The sequence below is a fragment of the Streptomyces puniciscabiei genome, from assembly GCF_006715785.1.
Taxonomy (GTDB): domain Bacteria; phylum Actinomycetota; class Actinomycetes; order Streptomycetales; family Streptomycetaceae; genus Streptomyces; species Streptomyces puniciscabiei.
The window spans coordinates 1,614,563-1,632,799 of sequence record NZ_VFNX01000001.1; the positions used below are offsets into that span (position 1 = coordinate 1,614,563).

The following is an 18,237-nucleotide window of genomic DNA, read 5'->3' on the forward strand; positions in this document are numbered from 1 at the left end:
GCCCTCAGCTGTGTGCGGCTCCCGAACGGGCTCTGCAGGACCGGTCAGTCGGTCGTGTACACGTGCATGCCGGGCACGTGCAGGTTGCCGCCGAACTGTGCCGCCTGGACCACCTTGACGTTGGTGAAGTAGATCAGCGGCAGGTTCAGCGGGGGCGGGCTGTCGGGGGTGAACGTCATTGGGATCAGGCCGAAGAGGTTGCCCGAGATGCTCTCGGTGTACATCGTGGTGGCGCCGCCCCGGATGGTGGACGTCGACCCGCCCGCCGCCTGCACGTGGTAGGTCTTGCCGGAGAGCTTGTCCTTCACCGTCTGGTGCAGGTCTCCGATGTCCGTGCCGTCGGAGATGACGTACTTCAGCACCTTCTTGGTGGTGCCGGAGGCCGTCTTCACCTCCACGATGCCCTGGTAGTCGGCGCCCTTGAGCAGCAGCGAGCTGGCGCTGAGGTACCAGGGGTCGTCCGCCACCGGCACCTTGTTGTCGACACCGCCCTGGTCGGTCGTGGCCGCCGGGCAGTTCTCCGCCGAGGTGGAGGAGCTCGCCGACGGGCTCGGCGTGGCGGACGCGGCCGCGTCCTTGACGGTCTTGGTGGCGTCCCCGGCCGTCTTGGAGACCGTGTCGGTGGTCTTCTTCACCGTGTCCCCGACCGTCTTGGTGGCCTTGGAGACGGTGTCGCCCAGGGTGTCGGTGGCCTTGGAACCGGACGACGAGGTACCCGACGGGGACGCGGAGTCCGAGGACGCGCTCGCCGACGGGGTCGCGGACGGCGTCGGGCTCGCGGACGAGCTGCCGGAGTCCGAGCTGCCGCCGCCGAGGATGCCGCCGAGCGTGTCGCCGATGGTGCCCAGCAGGCCGCCGCTGCTCTTGGACGCGGACGGGGTGGGCGTGGCCGTGTCGCCGCTGGAGGACGACGAACCCGCGGAGCCGGAGCCCGAGTCCGAGCCGGACGAGCCGGAGGTCGCGGTCGGCGTGGGCGTGGCCTTGTCGCCGGAACCTGAATCCGGCGAAGAGGTCTTGCCCGCGTCCCCGGACTGGGAGCCCTTGGAGGCGCCGGCGCTCGCCGAGGGCGACGGCGTGGCCGTGTCGGCGCTCTTCGAGGCGGACGGCGAGGGCGAGGACGAGGCGTCCTTGGAGCTGTCCAGCGCCTTGACACAGTCCTTGTACTCGTCCGCCGTCAGGCTCTTGGCCGTGGTCGACGGGGACGGGCTGCCGCCGTTGCCGGCCGCGAGGGCCAGCGAGGACGTGAAGCCCATGCCCATCAGCACCGCCGTCGGCATCGCCACGGAGGCGATCGCCTTGCCGGCCGGCATGTGGAACCTGGTGAACAGCGGCTTCCTGGGGGCCGCGTGTCGGGGCCCGGTTCTCGCGCGGGACCCGTCCACATCGGTCCCGCGGGTCACCTCGTCAGCCGGCACTGTGCCTCCCGTTCGCCCCGTTTGCCGGGCTCGTTCCTGACAGGTCGTTCTTCTCCAGCGCGTCCGGGTACTGCGCCGGCAGCTCCGCGGTCTGCGGGGCACCGCCCTCGCCCGGGGCCACCCCGGCCGGCGGCTGCGGCTGCGGCGGCGCGCCCGGCGCCCAGGCCACGGCCATGGCTCCGCCGATCAGCGAGAACAGGAAGCCGACGATGAAGCCGCCGATGTTGGACAGCGGAATGGACACCAGCGCCAGCAGAATCGCCGCGACACCCGCGAAGACCCGGATGTGCAGCTGGAACCAGAGGGTGATGCCGAGGACCATGAGCAGCGCACCGATGATCAGGGAACTGGAGCCGCCGGGCGTCCCCATCGTCATCGTGAGGTGGCCCAGCTGCAGGTGTGCGTACGGAAAGTACAGGATGAGAAATCCGCCGAGCATGGTGAACAGTCCGGCCCAGAACGGACGGGTGCCCCGCCAGGCGCGGAACTGCAGCCTCCGGCGGGTGAACTGGCCGGGCGCGGCGGCAGAGGTCTCGGCGCTCATGGAAAACAGCTCCCTGGTGCGGCGTTGCTGTGGTGGTGATGTGTGCCGCGTGTGAAAACGCGGCCGGAGTGACACGGGCGGGGGCGCCACCGGCTCCCCCGCCCGTCACCGAGTGCTCAGTAGCACTCGTGCGTACCCGTCTGCAGCGACATGTGCAGGCCGCTGAGCTTGAAGGTTCCGGCCGTGGTCGCCCAGGCCGTCTGCTTCACGTCGGTCAGCGTGGCCGAGTCGGCCTGCTGGGCGAACCCGTACGGGTTGGCCTGCTCGCCGCCGCCCTTCATGCCGGGACCCTTGCTGGCGTCCTTGCCGGCCACACCGATGTCGATGTTGTTGAAGGTGGCGTCGGCGTTGAGGTCGGCGACGTCGATGTAGAGGTTGTCAGCCTCGACCGGCTTGTCGGCGCCCGCCTTCAGGACCAGGCTCACCGAGCCGAACAGCGGGATGTTCGGCGTGACGACGGACTGGCACATGTTGCTGATCGTGGCCGACTTGAAGCCCGAGACCGCAACCGGGTGCGCCGTCTTCTGTCCGTCGAGGGTGTACCCGCTGTCGATCGCGCCGTACTGCTCGAAGCCCTGACCGACGAGCTTGTCCGCCGTCACCTTGAACGACTGGCCCGACACGCTGAACGACGCCGCGAGAGCGCCCTGCGCGAGGGCGACACCTATGCACGCCGTGGCGGCCACGCTGGGCACCATGACCACAGCGAACCGCTTCCATCTGGTCCCGCCACGCACCTGGGACTCCATATTTCCTCCTTCTCGGACGTACATCTCCTGGCCCGGACCTCGCCCCGGAACGGTGGCTCAGCCAGGCAGGGATGGGAGAAGTGCTACGTCCTCGGGAAGGAGAGCGCCCGCGCTCGGTGGCGCGAACCGCGCCCGAATCACCGGCGATCACCCCCGAGCGACAACCACTGGTCGCGCCTGACACGCATCACGCACAACCTTGCTGGACAGGCTTCGCCGGATGGACGAAGACCCCCCTGCCCTAGAGCCGGCGCCACTGCCGCCGGCTCTGCTCGGTGGGGACCCAGAGTCTCCCGTTACCCGACCGGCTGCCGGGGTACGGGAATGGACCGAGCGTCGCCGATCGTGGTGCATTCTCGGCCCGGACACAAGGGGGTTCGTTACTGGCTAGTAACGGCCGGATAACCGGAGTACGACCGGCCGGTCTCGGAGTGCGACGCTCGGTGGCAACCAAGGGCAGAGCAAAGCCGTTGATCCCTGGACGAAACCAGACAGACCAACGGCTTCGGTTTACTCCGAGTAACAGTTTGCGCGATTACCAAGATTTGGTAAAGGCGAGTCACCGTGACGACTCGTCGGCAAACCTTTCACCCCGGCATCACAAGCCGTGGCGTTTAGCAACTGGTCAGAACAGGGCGCGCGCGAGGGCCCTTCGCGCGCCCACCACGCGCGGATCCTCGGGCCCGACGACCTCGAACAGTTCGAGCAGCCTGCGCCGCACGGTGTCCCGGTCGTCACCCAGCGTGCGCTGCACGGTCTCGATCAGCCGCCCGAAGGCGTCCTCGACGTGCCCGCCGACCAGATCCAGGTCCGCGGCGGCGATCTGCGCGTCGACGTCCTTGGGCCGCTCCGCGGCCTCCTGACGGACCTTCTGCGGGTCGAAGCCCTGCACCCGCTGCAACAGCTCCGCCTGCGCCAGGCCCAGCTTGGCCTCCGGGTGGGCCGGATCCTCGGCCAGCACGTTCTTGTAGGCCTGGATGGCGCCGCCCAGGTCGCCCGCGTCCAGCGCGTCGGCGGCGGCGTTCAGCGCCGCGTCGTACGGCCCCGCCTGCTCCTGCACGGGGGCCTGGCCGGGCCGGGCGTCCGGGTCGACGGTCAGGCCGGTGATGCCGAACCGCTGCTCGGCGACCTGCACCAGCTGGTCCAGGGTCTGCCGGATCTGCTGCTCGCCGGCCGCCCCCTGGAACAGCGGCAACGCCTGTCCGGCCACAACGGCGAACACGGCCGGGATGCCCTGCACCCCGAACTGCTGCATCAGCATCTGGTTGGCGTCGACGTCGATCTTGGCGAGGAGGAAGCGCCCGTCGTACTCGACGGCCAGCCGCTCCAGGACCGGGCTCAGCTGCTTGCAGGGCTGACACCACTCGGCCCAGAAGTCGATGACGACGGGCACTTCGGCGGAGCGCTGGAGGACGTCCCTCTCGAAGCCCGCCTCATCGACGTCGATGACGAGATCGGCCGGTGCGACGGCACCCGTGCCACCCTGCCGGGCGGCCTCGGCGCGCGTCTGCTCGGCCTTGGCCTTGGCCTCCTGGGCCGCCTTCACCGCGGCGAGGTCGACGACGCCGCTCATGGACATGTTCCGTGGCTGCATGCGTCTATCCTCCCCCGTTACCGCGTCGGAATGAAAAAGTGTCGTGCGCGGGCGCCGGGTCCCCACCCCACGCCCCCGTGATCACCGCTCGCGTACGCCTCGTGTACGTCCATCACGAGCCTCGGCGAGCTTTCGCTACGAGTCGTAGCGTAATGCCATGCGGACCCCCCGCGACACCACGCGCCGGTGATCTCCCTCACGACCGCACAGATCCCGCCGGTTATGGTCAAGGGATGCAGAGCCGCACTCCCGCCAGCCGTACCGGACGCCCGCGCAGCGCCGCCGCGGACACCGCGATCCTGGCCGCGACCCGGGAGGCGCTGGTGGAACTGGGCTGGTCGAAGCTCACCCTGGGAGACGTGGCGACCCGGGCCGGAGTGGCGAAGACGACGCTGTACCGCCGCTGGGCCGGCAAGCCCGAGCTGGTGTGCGACGCGGTGGCGGAACTCTTCGACGAGCTTCGGCTCCCCGACCGCGGCAGCCTGGCCGCCGACATCGAGGGCGTGGTCCTGCAGTTCGCGGCCATCCTGGCCCGGCCGGAGGCGAAGAGTGGCCTGATGGCGGTGGTCGCCGAGTCCACCCGCGACGACGCCCTGCGCGAGCGCATCCGCGCCTCCATCGTGGAACGCCAGATGCGCCTGGTCCTCGAGGGCCGCGCCCGCGCCCAGAGCCGCGGCGAACTCCCCCCGGAACCCGACCCCGAGGAGTCAGCCCGCACGGTGGACCTGATCTTCGACATGGTCGCGGGCGCGGTGGTCCACCGGACCCTGGTCAGCGGCAAGCCGGCGGACGAGGAGTGGGTACGAAGCTTCACCCGGGTACTGCTGCTGGGGCTGACCTCGTCCGCCTGAGCCCGCTCAGAAGCCCGCGGGCTCCGTGTACACCCCCCACTCCTCCCGCAGCACCCCGCAGATCTCGCCCAGCGTCGCCTCGGCCCGCACCGCGTCCAGCATCGGCTCGATCATGTTGGAGCCGTCCCGAGCCGCACCCAGCATCGCCTCCAGCGCGGAGCGCACCGCGGTCTCGTCCCGCCCCGCCTTCCGCTCGCCGAGGACACGGACCTGCTCCCGCTCCACCTCGTGGCTGACCCGCAGGATCTCCAGATCCCCGGTGACCGACCCGGTGTGCACATTGACGCCGACGACCTTCTTGTCGCCCTTCTCCAGCGCCTGCTGGTACCGGAACGCGGACTCGGCGATCTCGCCCGTGAACCAGCCGTCCTCGATCCCGCGCAGGATCCCGGAGGTGATCGGCCCGATCGGGTGACGCCCGTCCGGGTGCGCCCGCAGCCCCCGCTCCTTGATCTGCTCGAAGATCTTCTCCGCGTCGGCCTCGATCCGGTCCGTCAGCTGCTCGACGTACCAGGAACCGCCCAGCGGATCGGCCACGTTGGCGACCCCGGTCTCCTCCATCAGCACCTGCTGGGTGCGCAGCGCGATCTCCGCGGCCTGCTCGCTGGGCAGCGCGAGGGTCTCGTCGAGCGCGTTGGTGTGCAGCGAGTTGGTTCCGCCGAGGACCGCCGCCAGCGCTTCCACGGCCGTACGGACGACGTTGTTGTACGGCTGCTGGGCCGTCAGCGACACACCGGCGGTCTGCGTGTGGAACCGCAGCCACTGCGCCTTGTCGCTCCTCGCTCCGTACACGTCCCGCATCCAGCGCGCCCAGATCCGGCGTGCCGCACGGAACTTGGCGATCTCCTCGAAGAAATCGACGTGCGCGTCGAAGAAGAAGGACAGACCGGGCGCGAACACGTCCACGTCCAGGCCGCGGCTGAGCCCCAGCTCGACGTACCCGAAGCCGTCCGCCAGCGTGTACGCCAGCTCCTGCGCGGCCGTCGCACCCGCTTCACGGATGTGGTAGCCGGACACGGAAAGCGGCTTGTAGGCGGGGATGCCGGCGGCGCAGTACTCCATGAGGTCGCCGATCAGGCGCAGATGCGGCTCGGGCTGGAAGAGCCACTCCTTCTGCGCGATGTACTCCTTGAAGATGTCGGTCTGCAGCGTGCCGTTGAGCACCGACGGGTCCACGCCCTGCCGCTCCGCGGCGACCAGGTACATGCAGAAGACGGGCACGGCCGGACCGCTGATGGTCATCGACGTCGTCACATCGCCCAGCGGGATGTCCTTGAACAGGACCTCCATGTCGGCGGCCGAGTCGATGGCGACCCCGCAGTGCCCGACCTCGCCGAGCGAGCGCGGGTCGTCGGAGTCGCGGCCCATCAGCGTCGGCATGTCGAAGGCCACGGACAGACCGCCACCGCCGGCGGCGAGGATCATCTTGTACCGCTCGTTGGTCTGCTCGGCGTTGCCGAACCCGGCGAACTGCCGGATCGTCCAGGTACGCCCGCGGTAGCCGGTCGGATGGAGCCCGCGCGTGAAGGGGTACTCCCCGGGCCAGCCGATCCGCTCGAATCCCTCGTACGTGTCGCCCGGTCGGGGCCCGTACACCGGCTCCACGGGGTCGCCGGAGAGCGTGGTGAAGTCTGCGTCGCGCTTGCGCGCGGCGTCGTAGCGGGCCTGCCAGCGGCGGCGGCCCTCCTCGATGGCGTGAGCGTCCATACCATCGAATTTACTTGGACGTCCTAGTAAATGTCGATGGCTGACCGCCGTACGGAAGTCGTACGGCGGTGAGACCTACGCCTCGGCGACGGCCGGCGCCTGGTCGGCGACCCGGGCGTCCAGCTCGCGGGTGACCTTGCGCTCCACGAAGAAGGCGGCGGTGGGAATCGTTCCGGCGAGCAGCACCCACAGCTGCTTGCCGACCGGCCACTTCGCCTTGGAGCCCAGGTCGAAGGCGAAGACCAGGTAGATGACGTACAGCCATCCGTGCGCGATACCGACGGCCGTCACGAAGCCCTCGGCCCCGTCCATCTCCAGGCCGTACTTGGCGATGCAACCGAGAGTCAGCAGCACCAGCAGCACACCGGTGACGTAGGCCATGACGCGGTAGCGGGTCAGCACGCTCTTCTTCATGCCGTCGAGCGTAACCGCCTGTTCCGGTAGATCTTGGACCGGGTCACTCCTCGTCGAAGTCGTGGGCCGCGACCCGCAGCGGACGCAGCATCGCGAAGATCTCCGCGCACTCCTCCGCGTCGTACACGCCGAGCCCGAAGTCCATCGCCATCAGGTCCCGGGTGGCCGCGTCGACCACCTCGCGGCCCTTGTCGGTGATGACCGCGAGGGTGCCGCGGCCGTCGTTGGGATTGGGCCGCTTGGCGACCAGCCCGGACTTCACCAGCCGGTCGACGGTGTTCGTCACCGAGGTGGGATGCACCATCAGCCGCTCGCCGATCTTGGACATGGGCAGCTCGCCGGCCTTGGAGAAGGTGAGCAGCACCAGCGCCTCGTACCGGGCGAACGTCAGTCCGTACGGCTTGACCACCGCGTCCACCTCGGCGAGCAGGATCTGCTGGGCCCGCATGATCGAGGTGATCGCGGCCATGGACGGCACGTTTCCCCAGCGCTGCTTCCAGAGCTCGTCCGCACGGGCGATGGGGTCGAAGGGGAGGCTGAGTGGCTTCGGCACGTCACCAGACCCTACCGGCCAGTCATATTCCGGGCAGCCCCGTCTCGGCTTTCGGTCGCCTCCCCGCCTTCCGCGCCCTCTTTCGTGGCCCGGACCGCCGCGGCCAGCCCGCAGCAGCACAGCACACCGGCCGCACCGGCCCCGACGACCGCCGTGCGCACACCCGCGGTCTGCGCCACCACTCCGGCCAGCGCCATGCCCACGCCCTGGACGGTCATCAGCCCCGCGCTCAGCACGGTCATGGCCCGTCCGCGCAGCTCCTCCGGCACGGCCCGCACGAACCACTGGTCCAGGCCCAGGGTGTACGCCGACGCGGCCCCGGACAGCAGCAGGAGCACCAGGGAGGCGGTCAGGCCGGGACGCAGGGCGTAGCCGAGGTACGGCAGCAGGGTCAGGCAGAGCAGCGGCAGGGCGACGCGCTCGCGGGCCCTCGGCCCCAGCCCGGCCCCGGCGAACAGCTCGCCGGCCACCGTGCCGACGGGCAGCGCGCACATCAGCAGGCCGAGGCCCGCGGAACCGCTGCCCAGCTCGTCGGCGTACGGCGCCGCCAGCGCCTCGGGTACGACCGAGAAGGCCGCCGGGAGCCAGGACGCGAGCAGCAGGACGCGCACCCGGCGATCGGCCACCAGCCCGCGCAGTCCCGGCGGGGTGTCCGTGTCCCGGCACGTGCGGGCGGGGCGGTGCCGGGTGCCGCAGCGCAGCAGAGCGGCGGAGGCGAGGAAGGTGCCGACGGTGATCAGCAGGGCGTGGCGCGGGCTGACGGCGGTCAGCAGCAGGCCGCCGAGGCCGTAGCCGACGAGCAGGGCGCTCTGGGCGACGATCCGCAGCAGGGAGCGGCCGAGGACGAACAGGTCGCCGTCGCCGAGGACGTCGGCCAGCGTGGCCATGCGCGTCCCGGAGAACACCGGCGAGACGACGGCGAGCGCGCAGCGCAGCGCGAGCAGCAGGCCGATGCCGGTGCCCGGGAGCGTCATCAGGGCCACACAGCCCGCGCACACCAGGTCGCAGACGACCAGCACGCGCCGGGCCGGGAAGCGGTCGGCGACGGGTGCGAGGAGGGTGCCGCCGACGGCGTACGGCAGGAAGCCCAGCGCGAAGGTGAGCGCGCTCAGCAGGGGCGAGCGGGTGAGGTCGTAGACGAGGACGGAGAGCGCGATCTCGCTGACGATCACGCCAAGCATGGACAGCACGTGCGCGGCGAAGACGGCGCGGAACTCGGGCACGGCGAGGACACGGCCGTAGCCGGCGCGCGCCGGGCCGGCCTGGGTGGGTGCGGACATGCCGGGCAGCGTGCCCGGGGAGGGGCGAGGAGCCGTAGAGTTTCGGCTCCAGCCGAATCTTTCCCGGGGGTGTGCATGGCGTCGAGGCTTCACTTCGGCGACGACGACTTCCTGCGCTGCCGGTTCGCGATCTCCCCGCTGTGGGAGACGCAGGAGGCGGTGCGCACCCTGAAGCGGCCCGACCGGCACGCCTACCAGGCGCCCTGGCTGCGGCGGATCAGGGACGCGGCGGCGGGGCTCGACCTGGCTCCGCTGTGGCTGCTGATGCCCCGCCGGGGGCACTCGCCGGACTGGCTGGGGGCGCCGCCGATCGGGCCGGCCGCCACGTTCGAGGAGGAGATCGCGGCCGTACGAGCGTCCGACCCGGAAGCGGCCCGCGAGGACACCGCCCTCTCCCTGGCCTGCACACCCGGCGCGCTGGACTCGCCGCGGGGCCGCGCCTGGCTCGCGGATCCGGCCCGGATGATCGAGGAACTGGCGGACGCCGTCGAGGAGGCCTGGAGGGTGCTGATCGCCCCGGACTGGCCCCGGCTGCGGGCCCTGCTGGAGGCGGACGTGGCCTTCCACTCCCGCCGCCTGGCCGAGGTGGGCCTCGGCACGCTGCTGCCGGAGCTGGACACCCGCCTGTCCTGGAACGGCCGCACGCTGACCCTCGCCCTGCACACCGAGCACGCCCGCGACCTGGCCGGCCAGGGCCTCGTCCTGATGCCGAGCGTGTTCTCCTGGCCGGACGTGATCACCGGCTTCGAGCCCCCGTGGCAGCCGACGGTGGTGTACCCGGCCCGGGGGATCGCGGGCTTGTGGACCGAGCCGGCCGAACGGACACCGGAGGCGCTGGTACGGCTGCTGGGGCGCAACCGGGCCGAGGTGCTGACCGCGCTGGACGAACCGGCGACCACTACGGCCCTGGCCCACCGGCTGGGCCTCGCGGCATCCTCGGTCTCGTCCCACCTGACGGTTCTGCGCGACGCCGGTCTGCTGACCTCGCGGCGGTACGGGCATCAGGTGCTGTACGAGAGGACGCCACTGGGGGTGGCGCTCACGGGCTCAGGGAAGAGCGGCCGGCCTTGAGGGGGCGCGGGGCTGTCACCCGTACGCCTCGAGCCTGCGCAGCACCCGAGGCGTGCGCGCCTGAGTGACCGGCGCCCGCAGGCACCGCCGAGCCGCCGGTGTCCCCGCGGACGGGGCCTTGAACACGGCGAGCGACCCGGCGACCACCAGCACCAGCGGGCACAGATACGCCACGGTGTCCGCGAAGGAGCCGAAGAGCCGCAGCAGGGACTCCAGCCCCAGACCGGTCAGACACACCGTGAGGACAAAGGCGCGGACCGCCAGTTCGACGAGCCAGTTGACCAGGGCCCGCTCGGGGGTGATCCCCCGCTCGATCCACAACCGGAGCCGGTCGAAGGACCACCCCGTCGCCCAGCCGGTCAGCGGCCGGAGCACCAGGCGGTCGGCGACCGCCCCGAACGCGCCCCCGCGTGCGCGGTACTCGTACCCGGTGAGCAGGCGCACGCCCTGAGCGTCGGGCACGTAACGCCAGTAGGCGCTCGCCTCGGCGATCGGGGAGAGCGGGTGCGAGGAGGAGAAACGCAGGGCGCACACGCGCGTGCCGTCGGGGCGGTCCCTCTCACCGGCGGCGACGCCGGCGCCGGGCACGGTGAAGAGCGGCAGCACGCGCCAGGCGCAGGTGAAGCGCCGCGGCTCGCCCGCCACGGGCGGCAGCGGGTCGATCGAGGCGAAGCGGAGGTCCCAGCGCAGGCGCGTGGCGGGGTCCTGGGTGCGCGCCCACAGCTCGTCGAGGTCGGCGCGTATGTGTGTCTCTCGGTAGAGACCCATGGTGTTCCCCCAGGCCAGAACGTGAAGTTGAGCGATCGCTCGGATGATTCGGATGATCCGGAGGGGAACGTACACCTCCGCCTGCGACCGCTCAAAAGGGGGCCGACTACCCCGCCAGGTGCCGTTCGACGGTCTCGACCTTGGAGGTGAGTCCGTCGGTCACGCCGGGGCGGATGTCGGCCTTGAGGACGAGCGACACGCGCGGGGCGCGCGCCTCCACGGCGGCGACGGCGCGCTTGACGACGTCCATGACCTGGTCCCACTCGCCCTCGATGGAGGTGAACATGGCGTCGGTGCGGTTGGGCAGCCCCGACTCACGGACCACGCGGACGGCGTCGGCGACGTACTCCCCCACGTCCTCGCCGACGCCGAGGGGCGTCACGGAGAAGGCGACGATCACGCGTTCACGATTCCTTCCTTGCGGGCGCGGGCCGCGATCACGGCGTCCTCGGCCTCGCGGCGCAGGGCGCGCTCGATGATGAAGCCGCCGAACGGGATGACCGAGTAGGCGAAGTAGAGGGTCGCCTTGCCCTTGTTCCACTTGGTGCGGTTCCAGGCGTCGGCCCAGAAGATCACGTAGAGGATGAACAGCACGCCGTGGATCGGGCCCAGCACCGGGGCGACGTTGACTCCGGAGTCGACCGTGTACTTGATGACCGTGCAGGTCGCGAGAACGATCCAGGAGATGCCCTCCGGCACGGAGATGAGGCGGAGGCGGCGGATGGCGGAGGCTGTCTTGAGGTCCACTGGTCACCTTCGGTGGGAGAGACGTCCACAATTTGTGAACGGAAGCACAAGCGTCCCCCATTGTGGCAAACGGCGGCCCTAGGGGTCCGTTCAGGGTCCGTGTCCACCCACGGGCTCTGTTCCGTCCACCCGCGGCGCCGCTACTTTCGCTGCGTGGCGATGTTCCGACTGCAAGGCAGCAAGGTGCTCGCCGTCGACATGACCGGGGACGCCGTGAAGGCGAAGAACGGCTCGATGGTCGCGTACGACGGGCAGATGAGCTTCAGGAAACTCACCGGCGGGGGCGAGGGGCTGCGCGGGATGGTGACCCGGCGGCTCACCGGCGAGCAGATGACGGTGATGGAGGTGAAGGGGCACGGCACGTGCTGGTTCGCGGACCGGGCCTCGGAGATCAACCTGGTCGCCCTCCAGGGCGACAAGCTGTACGTGGAGTCGAGCAACCTGCTGGCGACCGACGCGGGGCTGCGCACGGGCACGACGTTCACGGGACTGCGCGGCGCCTCACAGGGCAACGGGCTGTTCACGACGACCGTCGAGGGGCACGGCCAGGCGGCACTCCTGTCCGACGGGCCGGCGGTCGTGCTCCGGGTCAGTCCGCAGTACCCGCTGATCGTCGACCCGGGTGCCTATATCGCCCACCAGGGCAGCGTCCGGCAGTCCTTCCAGTCCGGCGTGACGTTCCGCACCTTTCTCGGGGAGGGCGGCGGCGAGGCCTTCCAGATCCGCTTCGAGGGCGACGGACTGGTGTACGTGCAGCCGAGCGAGCGGAACACGATCGCGGGGGATCTGTAGCCATGGCGTTCCGGGAGATCAACTCCAAGATGGTCGAGGCGGCGGTGCTGCCCGGGCAGCGGCTGTTCAGTCAGCGCGGGGCGATGCTCGCGTACAAGGGGGACGTGTCCTTCACCCCGAACATCCAGGGTGGCCAGGGCGGGCTCATGTCCATGATCGGGCGCCGGGTGACGGGCGAGGCGACCCCGCTGATGACGGTGGAGGGCAGCGGCACCGTCTTCTTCGGGCACGGCGGCCACCACGTCCACGTCATCCACCTCTCCGGCGACACCCTCTGCGTGGAGGCCGACCGCCTGCTCGCCTTCGAGGGCACGCTCCGGCAGGGCACGATGTTCATGGGCTCGCAAGGAGGGGTGATGGGCCTGGTCCGGGGCCAGGTCACCGGCCAGGGGCTGTTCACCACGACCCTCCAGGGTCAGGGCTCCGTCGCGGTGATGGCGCACGGCGGCGTCTTCGAGATCCCGATCACCCCCCAGCGCCCGGTCCACGTGGACCCGCAGGCCTACGTCGCCCACCACGGCGAGGTCCGCAACAAGCTGTCCGCCGCGCTCGGCTGGCGCGAGATGGTGGGCCGCGGCTCCGGCGAGGCCTTCCAGCTGGAGCTGAGCGGCAGCGGCACGGTGTACGTCCAGGCCTCGGAGGAGAAGCTGTGAGCGCGTACGGAACCCCGGGCGCCGGGCCGGTGGTGCACGACCCGATGACACTGCCCGCCGACGACAACGTGAACCCGTACACGTTCTGCGTCGAGCTCAAGAGCGGGCAGTGGTTCCTGCAGAAGGGGAAGATGATCGCCTACTACGGGGCGATCGAGTTCAACGGCATCGGGCACGGCCGACTCGACCGGCTCGTCCGTACCTCGTTCCATTCGCCACTGCACGCGAGCGACTGGGTCGTGGCAGCCGGGTCGGGCAAGATGCTGCTCGCCGACCGGGCGTTCGACGTCAACTCCTACGACCTGGACGACGGGAACTTGACCATTCGCGCGGGCAACCTGCTCGCTTTTCAGCCAAGTCTCGCGCTCAAGCAATCGATCGTGCCGGGCTTTCTGACCCTGATCGGAACCGGAAAGTTCGTGGCCGCATCTAACGGTCCGGTGGTGTTCATGGAACCTCCGATCCGGGTCGACCCGCAGGCGCTCGTCGGGTGGGCCGACTGCCCGTCGCCGTGCCATCACTACGACCACGGATATCTGACGGGTGTACTGGGCGGTCTACGTGCAATGACGGGCCTGGGCGGGGTATCCGGGGAGGAGCACCAGTTCGAGTTCGTGGGCGCCGGCACGGTCCTGCTGCAGTCGACGGAGACGCTCATGGAGGAGGCGGCGACGGGTGTGGTTCCGTCCGAACCGGGGGTGCCCGGAGGTGGCGGAGCGGCACCGGACGGACACGGTCGGCAACCGTCGGGCGCACCGCGCCTTCCCGGACAGCTGGGGGACCTCCAGCGCCGCTTCGGGCTGTGAGCGGTAGTCTGCGGAGGGTGACATCGAACGCGTGCGCACTGTCACACCACCCAAAGTAGTTCGGCATTCAACTTCCTTAGGTAGACTTCATTCATGGAGACCGAGACGGCCACGCGCTGGCTGACCGATGCGGAGCAGTGCGCCTGGCGCACCCACCTGGAGGTCAACAGGCTGTTGACGTACCAGCTCGAGAAGGACCTGCAGCCGTTCGGCCTGACTATGAACGACTACGAGATCCTTGTGAACCTTTCCGAGTCGGACGACCTGCGCATGCGGATGAGCGACCTGGCCTCCGCGACGCTGCAGTCCAAGAGCCGGCTGTCGCACCAGATCACGCGCATGGAGAACGCGAACCTGGTGCGCCGCGAGAACTGCGAGTCCGATCGGCGGGGACTGTACGCCGTGCTGACCGAACATGGCATGGACACGATGAAGAAGGTGGCGCCACATCATGTCGCCTCCGTGCGACGGCACTTCATTGATCTGCTGTCGCCGGAGGCGCTGTACGAACTGGACAAGGCGCTGAAGCCCATCGCCGAGCATCTGCGGGGGCAGCGGGGGCGTCCCTGAGCCCGGCTCAACGGCTCAGGGTGCGGTGGCCGGGCGGGGGGTGGGTGTGCTGTGCCGGCGACGGCGCCACGCCCCCACGGCGGGCAGCACGGCCGCCCCGCCCGCCAGCAGGAAGCACACCCCGAGCGGCACCCGTCCGATCAGCAGCCCCGTCACCATCGCGCCCACCGAACTCCCCGCGTTCACGCCGGTGTTGACCCAGGCGCCCGCCTGGGTACGCGCACCCTCGGGTGCCGTTTCGTCGGCCACGAGGTAGGCCGTGGTGAGCGTGGGGGCGATGAACGCTCCGGCGATCGCCATGACCCCGGCGAGGGTCCACAGGCCGGGTGCCAGCCCCGCCGCCGCGATCACCAGGCCGAGGGCCACCGCGAACCCGCACAGGCGGACCCGGGCCGGTGCCCGCCACCGGACCGCTCCGTTGAGCAGGCCGCCCACCGCGCTGCCCGCCGAGAGCGCGCCCAGGACCCAGGGCACCACGGCGGAGTCGTACGACCGCTGTGCGGCGAAGGCCATCACCAGCAGATCCACGCCGCTGAGCGCCAGCCCCGCGCCCGTGGCCACGGCGACCGGCACCGGCAGTCCCGAGGGGACGCCCCGCCTCTTCCCGGGGGCGGCGCCACGGGGACCGGGGATCACCGGGGAGGTGACGAAGACCCCGGTGCCGCCCACGATCAGCAGCGCGCTCAGCAGGATCCCGGCAGCCGGCGGGACCCAGCCGGTGAGCACGCCGACCAGGACGGGACCGGAGACGTACAGCAGTTCCTCGGCGACGCCGTCCAGGCTGTAGGCGCGGCTCAGCATCTGCGGATCCACGGCCAGTGCGGCCCACACCGCACGCATCGTCGGTCCCAGCGGCGGCGCGCACGCGCCCGCGAGGGCCGCCGCCGCGGCGATGGGCGCCGGCGCCGCCCCGGGGCGCCAGGTCAGCGCGGCCAGCACACAGAGCAGGGCGCCGTAGAGCATCGCCATGGGCGGCAGCGCGCGGTGCGCGCCGTGCCGGTCGATCAAGGCCGCCCTGAGCGGCATCAGGAAGACCGTCGTGGCGCCGAACAGGGACAGCACGGCGCCGGAGACGGCGTAGGAGCCGGTGGCCCGGGTGACGGACAGCATCACCGCCAGCGAGACCGTGCCGTAGGACAGGCGGGCGGTGAGGGCGGAGGTGAAGGTGCGGCGCGCGTGCGGGAGGCGCAGCACGGCGGCGTACGAGGGCCGCGAAGGGGCATGCGTCGACATGCGGGTTCCTCTGGTGGAGGCGGAAGAGGGGACACCGAAGGACGCGAGGGCCGGTCGTTCAGGGCCTCGCGGTCCGGGGTGCGCTCTACGCCAAGGTGAGGAACATGTCCGTCAACGTACCAGCGGCATCGTCGAGTTGGCGAGCGGGTTCAGCTCTGTGTCAGGCCGGCCACCAGCTCGTCCGCCGCGCGGTACGGGTCCAGCTCGCCCGCGACGATCCGCTCCGCGAGCGCGCTGAGGCGGCGGTCGCCGTGCAGGTCGCCGATGCGTTCGCGCAGGGCCGTCACCGCGATGGTCTCCACCTCGCGGGCCGCCCGGGCCCTGCGGCGCTCCGCGAGGACACCGCGCTCCTCCATCCACGCGCGGTGCTTCTCCAGGGCCTCCACGACCTCGTCGACGCCCTCTGCGCGGGCCGCGACCGTCTTCACGATCGGCGGGCGCCAGTCGCCGGGGCCGCGGGACTCGCCGAGGCCCAGCATGTGGTTCAGTTCGCGGGCGGTGGCGTCGGCGCCGTCCCGGTCCGCCTTGTTGACGACGTAGACGTCGCCGATCTCCAGGATGCCCGCCTTCGCCGCCTGGATGCCGTCGCCCATGCCGGGGGCCAGGAGGACGACCGAGGTGTCGGCCTGGGAGGCGATCTCCACCTCCGACTGGCCCACGCCGACCGTCTCGACCAGGATCACGTCGCAGCCGGCGGCGTCGAGGACCCGGATCGCCTGGGGGGCGGCCCAGGCCAGGCCGCCCAGGTGGCCTCGGGTGGCCATCGAGCGGATGTAGACCCCGGGGTCCGACGCGTGGTCCGACATCCGCACCCGGTCGCCGAGCAGGGCGCCGCCGGAGAACGGCGAGGACGGGTCGACGGCCAGGACGCCGACCCGCCTGCCCTGCTTGCGGTACGCCGTGACGAGCGCGGAGGTCGAGGTCGACTTGCCGACCCCCGGGGAGCCGGTCAGGCCGACCACGTACGCGTTGCCGGTCAGCGGGGCCAGCGCCGCCATGACCTCCCTGAGCTGCGGGGACGCCCCCTCCACCAGGGAGATCAGCCGGGCCACGGCCCGCGGCCGGCCTTCCCTGGCCTGGGCCACCAGAGAGGAGACGTCCTGCATCAAACAGCTCCGTTCAGTTCACAGACGTACAAACACGTACGCAGACGTACAGACGCGCACGCAGACGTACAGGTGCGCACACCGAGCTGGTGCGCACACCGAGGGTGCTCACGCCTTCGGTACCCGCACGATCAGCGCGTCACCCTGGCCGCCGCCACCGCACAGCGCGGCCGCGCCGATCCCGCCGCCGCGCCGCTTGAGCTCCAGCGCCAGGTGCAGCACGAGCCGGGCGCCGGACATGCCGATCGGGTGGCCCAGGGCGATCGCACCACCGTTCACGTTCACCTTTTCGGTGGACACGCCGAGGTCCTTCATCGACTGCACGGCGACCGCGGCGAAGGCCTCGTTGATCTCGATGAGGTCGAGGTCGGAGACCTCCAGGCCCTCCTTCTTCAGGGCGTGCAGGATGGCGTTCGACGGCTGGGACTGCAGGCTGTTGTCCGGTCCGGCCACGTTGCCGTGGGCGCCGATCTCCGCGAGCCAGTGCAGACCCAGCTCCTCGGCCTTGGCCTTGCTCATCACGACCACGGCCGCCGCACCGTCCGAGATCTGGGAGCTCGACCCCGCGGTGATCGTGCCCTCCTTGCTGAAGGCCGGGCGCAGCTTGCCCAGGGACTCGGCGGTGGTGTCGCCGCGGATGCCCTCGTCCTTGCTGAACAGGACCGGGTCGCCCTTGCGCTGCGGGATCTCCACCGGGGTGATCTCGGCCTCGAACAGGCCGTTCTTCTGCGCGGCCGCGGCCCGCTGGTGGGACAGGGCGGCGATCTCGTCCTGCTCGGCGCGGTTGATGCCGAGGCGGGTGTTGTGCTTCTCCGTGGACTCGCCCATGGCGATGCCCTCGAAGGCGTCGGTCAGGCCGTCGTACGCCATGGCGTCGAGCATCTGGACCGCGCCGTACTTGAAGCCCTCGCGGGACTTCGGCAGCAGGTGCGGGGCGTTGGTCATGGACTCCTGGCCGCCGGCCACGACGATGTCGAACTCGCCGGCGCGGATCAGCTGGTCGGCCAGCGCGATGGCGTCGAGGCCGGAGAGGCACACCTTGTTGATGGTGAGCGCCGGGACGTTCATCGGGATGCCGGCCTTGACGGCGGCCTGGCGGGCCGGGATCTGCCCGGCGCCGGCCTGGAGCACCTGGCCCATGATGACGTACTGCACCTGGTCGCCGCCGATCCCCGCACGGTCGAGGGCGGCCTTGATCGCGAAGCCGCCCAGGTCGGCGCCGGAGAAGGACTTGAGGGAGCCCAGCAGTCGTCCCATGGGCGTACGCGCGCCCGCGACGATGACCGAGCTGGTCGTTCCAGAAGGCATGAGCTGCGATCCCCTTACCGGCCTGCACAGCCGAGGAGTGAACGAGGGTTTACTTCGAATGTACTGATGGCACTCC

The 18,237-nt window shown here is 70.8% G+C and carries 20 protein-coding genes; 6 read left to right on the plus strand and 14 right to left on the minus strand.

Going from position 1 to position 18,237, the window contains the following annotated elements; translation table 11 throughout:
- Nucleotides 1–44: 44 nt before the first annotated feature.
- The 4 genes from FB563_RS07145 to FB563_RS07160 form a co-directional block, all read right to left on the minus strand.
- Nucleotides 45–1,415 (minus strand): hypothetical protein, encoded by a 1,371-nt coding sequence (locus tag FB563_RS07145; RefSeq protein ID WP_199832743.1) that lies wholly within the window; start codon nt 1,413–1,415, stop codon nt 45–47.
- Nucleotides 1,405–1,959 carry a DUF6114 domain-containing protein gene (locus FB563_RS07150; protein ID WP_055704814.1) on the minus strand — a complete coding sequence of 185 codons (555 nt, stop codon included), beginning with the start codon at nt 1,957–1,959 and terminating at the stop codon, nt 1,405–1,407. The genes FB563_RS07145 and FB563_RS07150 overlap by 11 nt, the downstream gene beginning before the upstream one ends.
- A 116-nt stretch (nt 1,960–2,075) precedes the next feature.
- Nucleotides 2,076–2,708 carry a DUF6230 family protein gene (locus FB563_RS07155; protein ID WP_055704815.1) on the minus strand — a complete coding sequence of 211 codons (633 nt, stop codon included), beginning with the start codon at nt 2,706–2,708 and terminating at the stop codon, nt 2,076–2,078.
- Between the two features lie 625 nt (nt 2,709–3,333).
- The gene (locus FB563_RS07160) at nt 3,334–4,302 is read right to left on the minus strand and encodes a tetratricopeptide repeat protein (protein WP_055704816.1); all 969 of its coding nucleotides are present in this window, start codon (nt 4,300–4,302) and stop codon (nt 3,334–3,336) included.
- 233 nt (nt 4,303–4,535) lie between these two features.
- On the opposite strand from FB563_RS07160, the gene FB563_RS07165 reads away from it, so the two are divergent.
- Nucleotides 4,536–5,153: a TetR/AcrR family transcriptional regulator gene (locus FB563_RS07165; protein ID WP_055704817.1), complete on the plus strand. Its 618-nt coding sequence runs from the start codon at nt 4,536–4,538 to the stop codon at nt 5,151–5,153.
- 6 nt (nt 5,154–5,159) lie between these two features.
- Here the strand turns inward: FB563_RS07165 and icmA are convergent, their stop codons facing one another.
- The 4 genes from icmA to FB563_RS07185 all read right to left on the minus strand — a co-directional run bounded on the left by icmA (nt 5,160) and on the right by FB563_RS07185 (nt 9,107).
- Complete coding sequence (gene icmA / locus FB563_RS07170) at nt 5,160–6,860, minus strand: coenzyme B12-dependent isobutyryl-CoA mutase large subunit (protein ID WP_055704818.1); 1,701 nt, start codon at nt 6,858–6,860, stop codon at nt 5,160–5,162.
- Nucleotides 6,861–6,935: 75 nt separating this feature from the next.
- A complete protein-coding gene (locus FB563_RS07175; RefSeq protein WP_055704819.1) occupies nt 6,936–7,274 on the minus strand; it encodes a DUF3817 domain-containing protein in 339 nt (112 codons plus the stop codon).
- A 43-nt stretch (nt 7,275–7,317) separates the two neighbouring features.
- Nucleotides 7,318–7,827 (minus strand): MarR family winged helix-turn-helix transcriptional regulator, encoded by a 510-nt coding sequence (locus FB563_RS07180; protein ID WP_031171837.1) that lies wholly within the window; start codon nt 7,825–7,827, stop codon nt 7,318–7,320.
- 11 nt (nt 7,828–7,838) lie between these two features.
- Nucleotides 7,839–9,107 carry an MFS transporter gene (locus tag FB563_RS07185; protein WP_055704820.1) on the minus strand — a complete coding sequence of 423 codons (1,269 nt, stop codon included), beginning with the start codon at nt 9,105–9,107 and terminating at the stop codon, nt 7,839–7,841.
- A 75-nt stretch (nt 9,108–9,182) separates the two neighbouring features.
- Here FB563_RS07185 and FB563_RS07190 point away from each other — a divergent pair, with 75 nt between their 5' ends.
- Nucleotides 9,183–10,178 carry an ArsR/SmtB family transcription factor gene (locus tag FB563_RS07190; protein WP_055704821.1) on the plus strand — a complete coding sequence of 332 codons (996 nt, stop codon included), beginning with the start codon at nt 9,183–9,185 and terminating at the stop codon, nt 10,176–10,178.
- A 15-nt stretch (nt 10,179–10,193) separates the two neighbouring features.
- On the opposite strand, the gene FB563_RS07195 is transcribed toward FB563_RS07190, so the two are convergent.
- The 3 genes from FB563_RS07195 to FB563_RS07205 all read right to left on the minus strand — a co-directional run bounded on the left by FB563_RS07195 (nt 10,194) and on the right by FB563_RS07205 (nt 11,693).
- Nucleotides 10,194–10,946 (minus strand): hypothetical protein, encoded by a 753-nt coding sequence (locus FB563_RS07195; protein WP_055704822.1) that lies wholly within the window; start codon nt 10,944–10,946, stop codon nt 10,194–10,196.
- 106 nt (nt 10,947–11,052) lie between these two features.
- The gene (locus FB563_RS07200) at nt 11,053–11,346 is read right to left on the minus strand and encodes an MTH1187 family thiamine-binding protein (protein ID WP_055704823.1); all 294 of its coding nucleotides are present in this window, start codon (nt 11,344–11,346) and stop codon (nt 11,053–11,055) included.
- Nucleotides 11,343–11,693, minus strand: coding sequence for a DUF3817 domain-containing protein (locus FB563_RS07205; protein WP_055704824.1), 351 nt, complete (start codon nt 11,691–11,693; stop codon nt 11,343–11,345). The genes FB563_RS07200 and FB563_RS07205 overlap by 4 nt, the downstream gene beginning before the upstream one ends.
- A 159-nt stretch (nt 11,694–11,852) precedes the next feature.
- Between FB563_RS07205 and FB563_RS07210 the strand changes: the two genes are divergently transcribed.
- The 4 genes from FB563_RS07210 to FB563_RS07225 all read left to right on the plus strand — a co-directional run bounded on the left by FB563_RS07210 (nt 11,853) and on the right by FB563_RS07225 (nt 14,514).
- On the plus strand, nt 11,853–12,485 hold the full coding sequence (locus FB563_RS07210) for an AIM24 family protein (RefSeq protein ID WP_055704825.1): 633 nt from the start codon (nt 11,853–11,855) through the stop codon (nt 12,483–12,485).
- A 2-nt stretch (nt 12,486–12,487) separates the two neighbouring features.
- Complete coding sequence (locus tag FB563_RS07215) at nt 12,488–13,138, plus strand: AIM24 family protein (RefSeq protein ID WP_055704826.1); 651 nt, start codon at nt 12,488–12,490, stop codon at nt 13,136–13,138.
- The gene (locus FB563_RS07220) at nt 13,135–13,944 is read left to right on the plus strand and encodes an AIM24 family protein (protein ID WP_055704827.1); all 810 of its coding nucleotides are present in this window, start codon (nt 13,135–13,137) and stop codon (nt 13,942–13,944) included. The genes FB563_RS07215 and FB563_RS07220 overlap by 4 nt, the downstream gene beginning before the upstream one ends.
- Before the next feature lie 93 nt (nt 13,945–14,037).
- Nucleotides 14,038–14,514: a MarR family winged helix-turn-helix transcriptional regulator gene (locus FB563_RS07225; protein ID WP_055704828.1), complete on the plus strand. Its 477-nt coding sequence runs from the start codon at nt 14,038–14,040 to the stop codon at nt 14,512–14,514.
- Nucleotides 14,515–14,529: 15 nt separating this feature from the next.
- On the opposite strand, the gene FB563_RS07230 is transcribed toward FB563_RS07225, so the two are convergent.
- The 3 genes from FB563_RS07230 to FB563_RS07240 form a co-directional block, all read right to left on the minus strand.
- The gene (locus tag FB563_RS07230) at nt 14,530–15,747 is read right to left on the minus strand and encodes an MFS transporter (protein WP_055704829.1); all 1,218 of its coding nucleotides are present in this window, start codon (nt 15,745–15,747) and stop codon (nt 14,530–14,532) included.
- Between the two features lie 149 nt (nt 15,748–15,896).
- Nucleotides 15,897–16,853, minus strand: coding sequence for a methylmalonyl Co-A mutase-associated GTPase MeaB (gene meaB / locus FB563_RS07235; RefSeq protein WP_055704830.1), 957 nt, complete (start codon nt 16,851–16,853; stop codon nt 15,897–15,899).
- Between the two features lie 108 nt (nt 16,854–16,961).
- Entirely contained in the window at nt 16,962–18,161 is a 1,200-nt protein-coding gene (locus FB563_RS07240) for an acetyl-CoA C-acetyltransferase (RefSeq protein WP_079048609.1), read from the minus strand.
- Between the last annotated feature and the right edge of the window lie 76 nt (nt 18,162–18,237).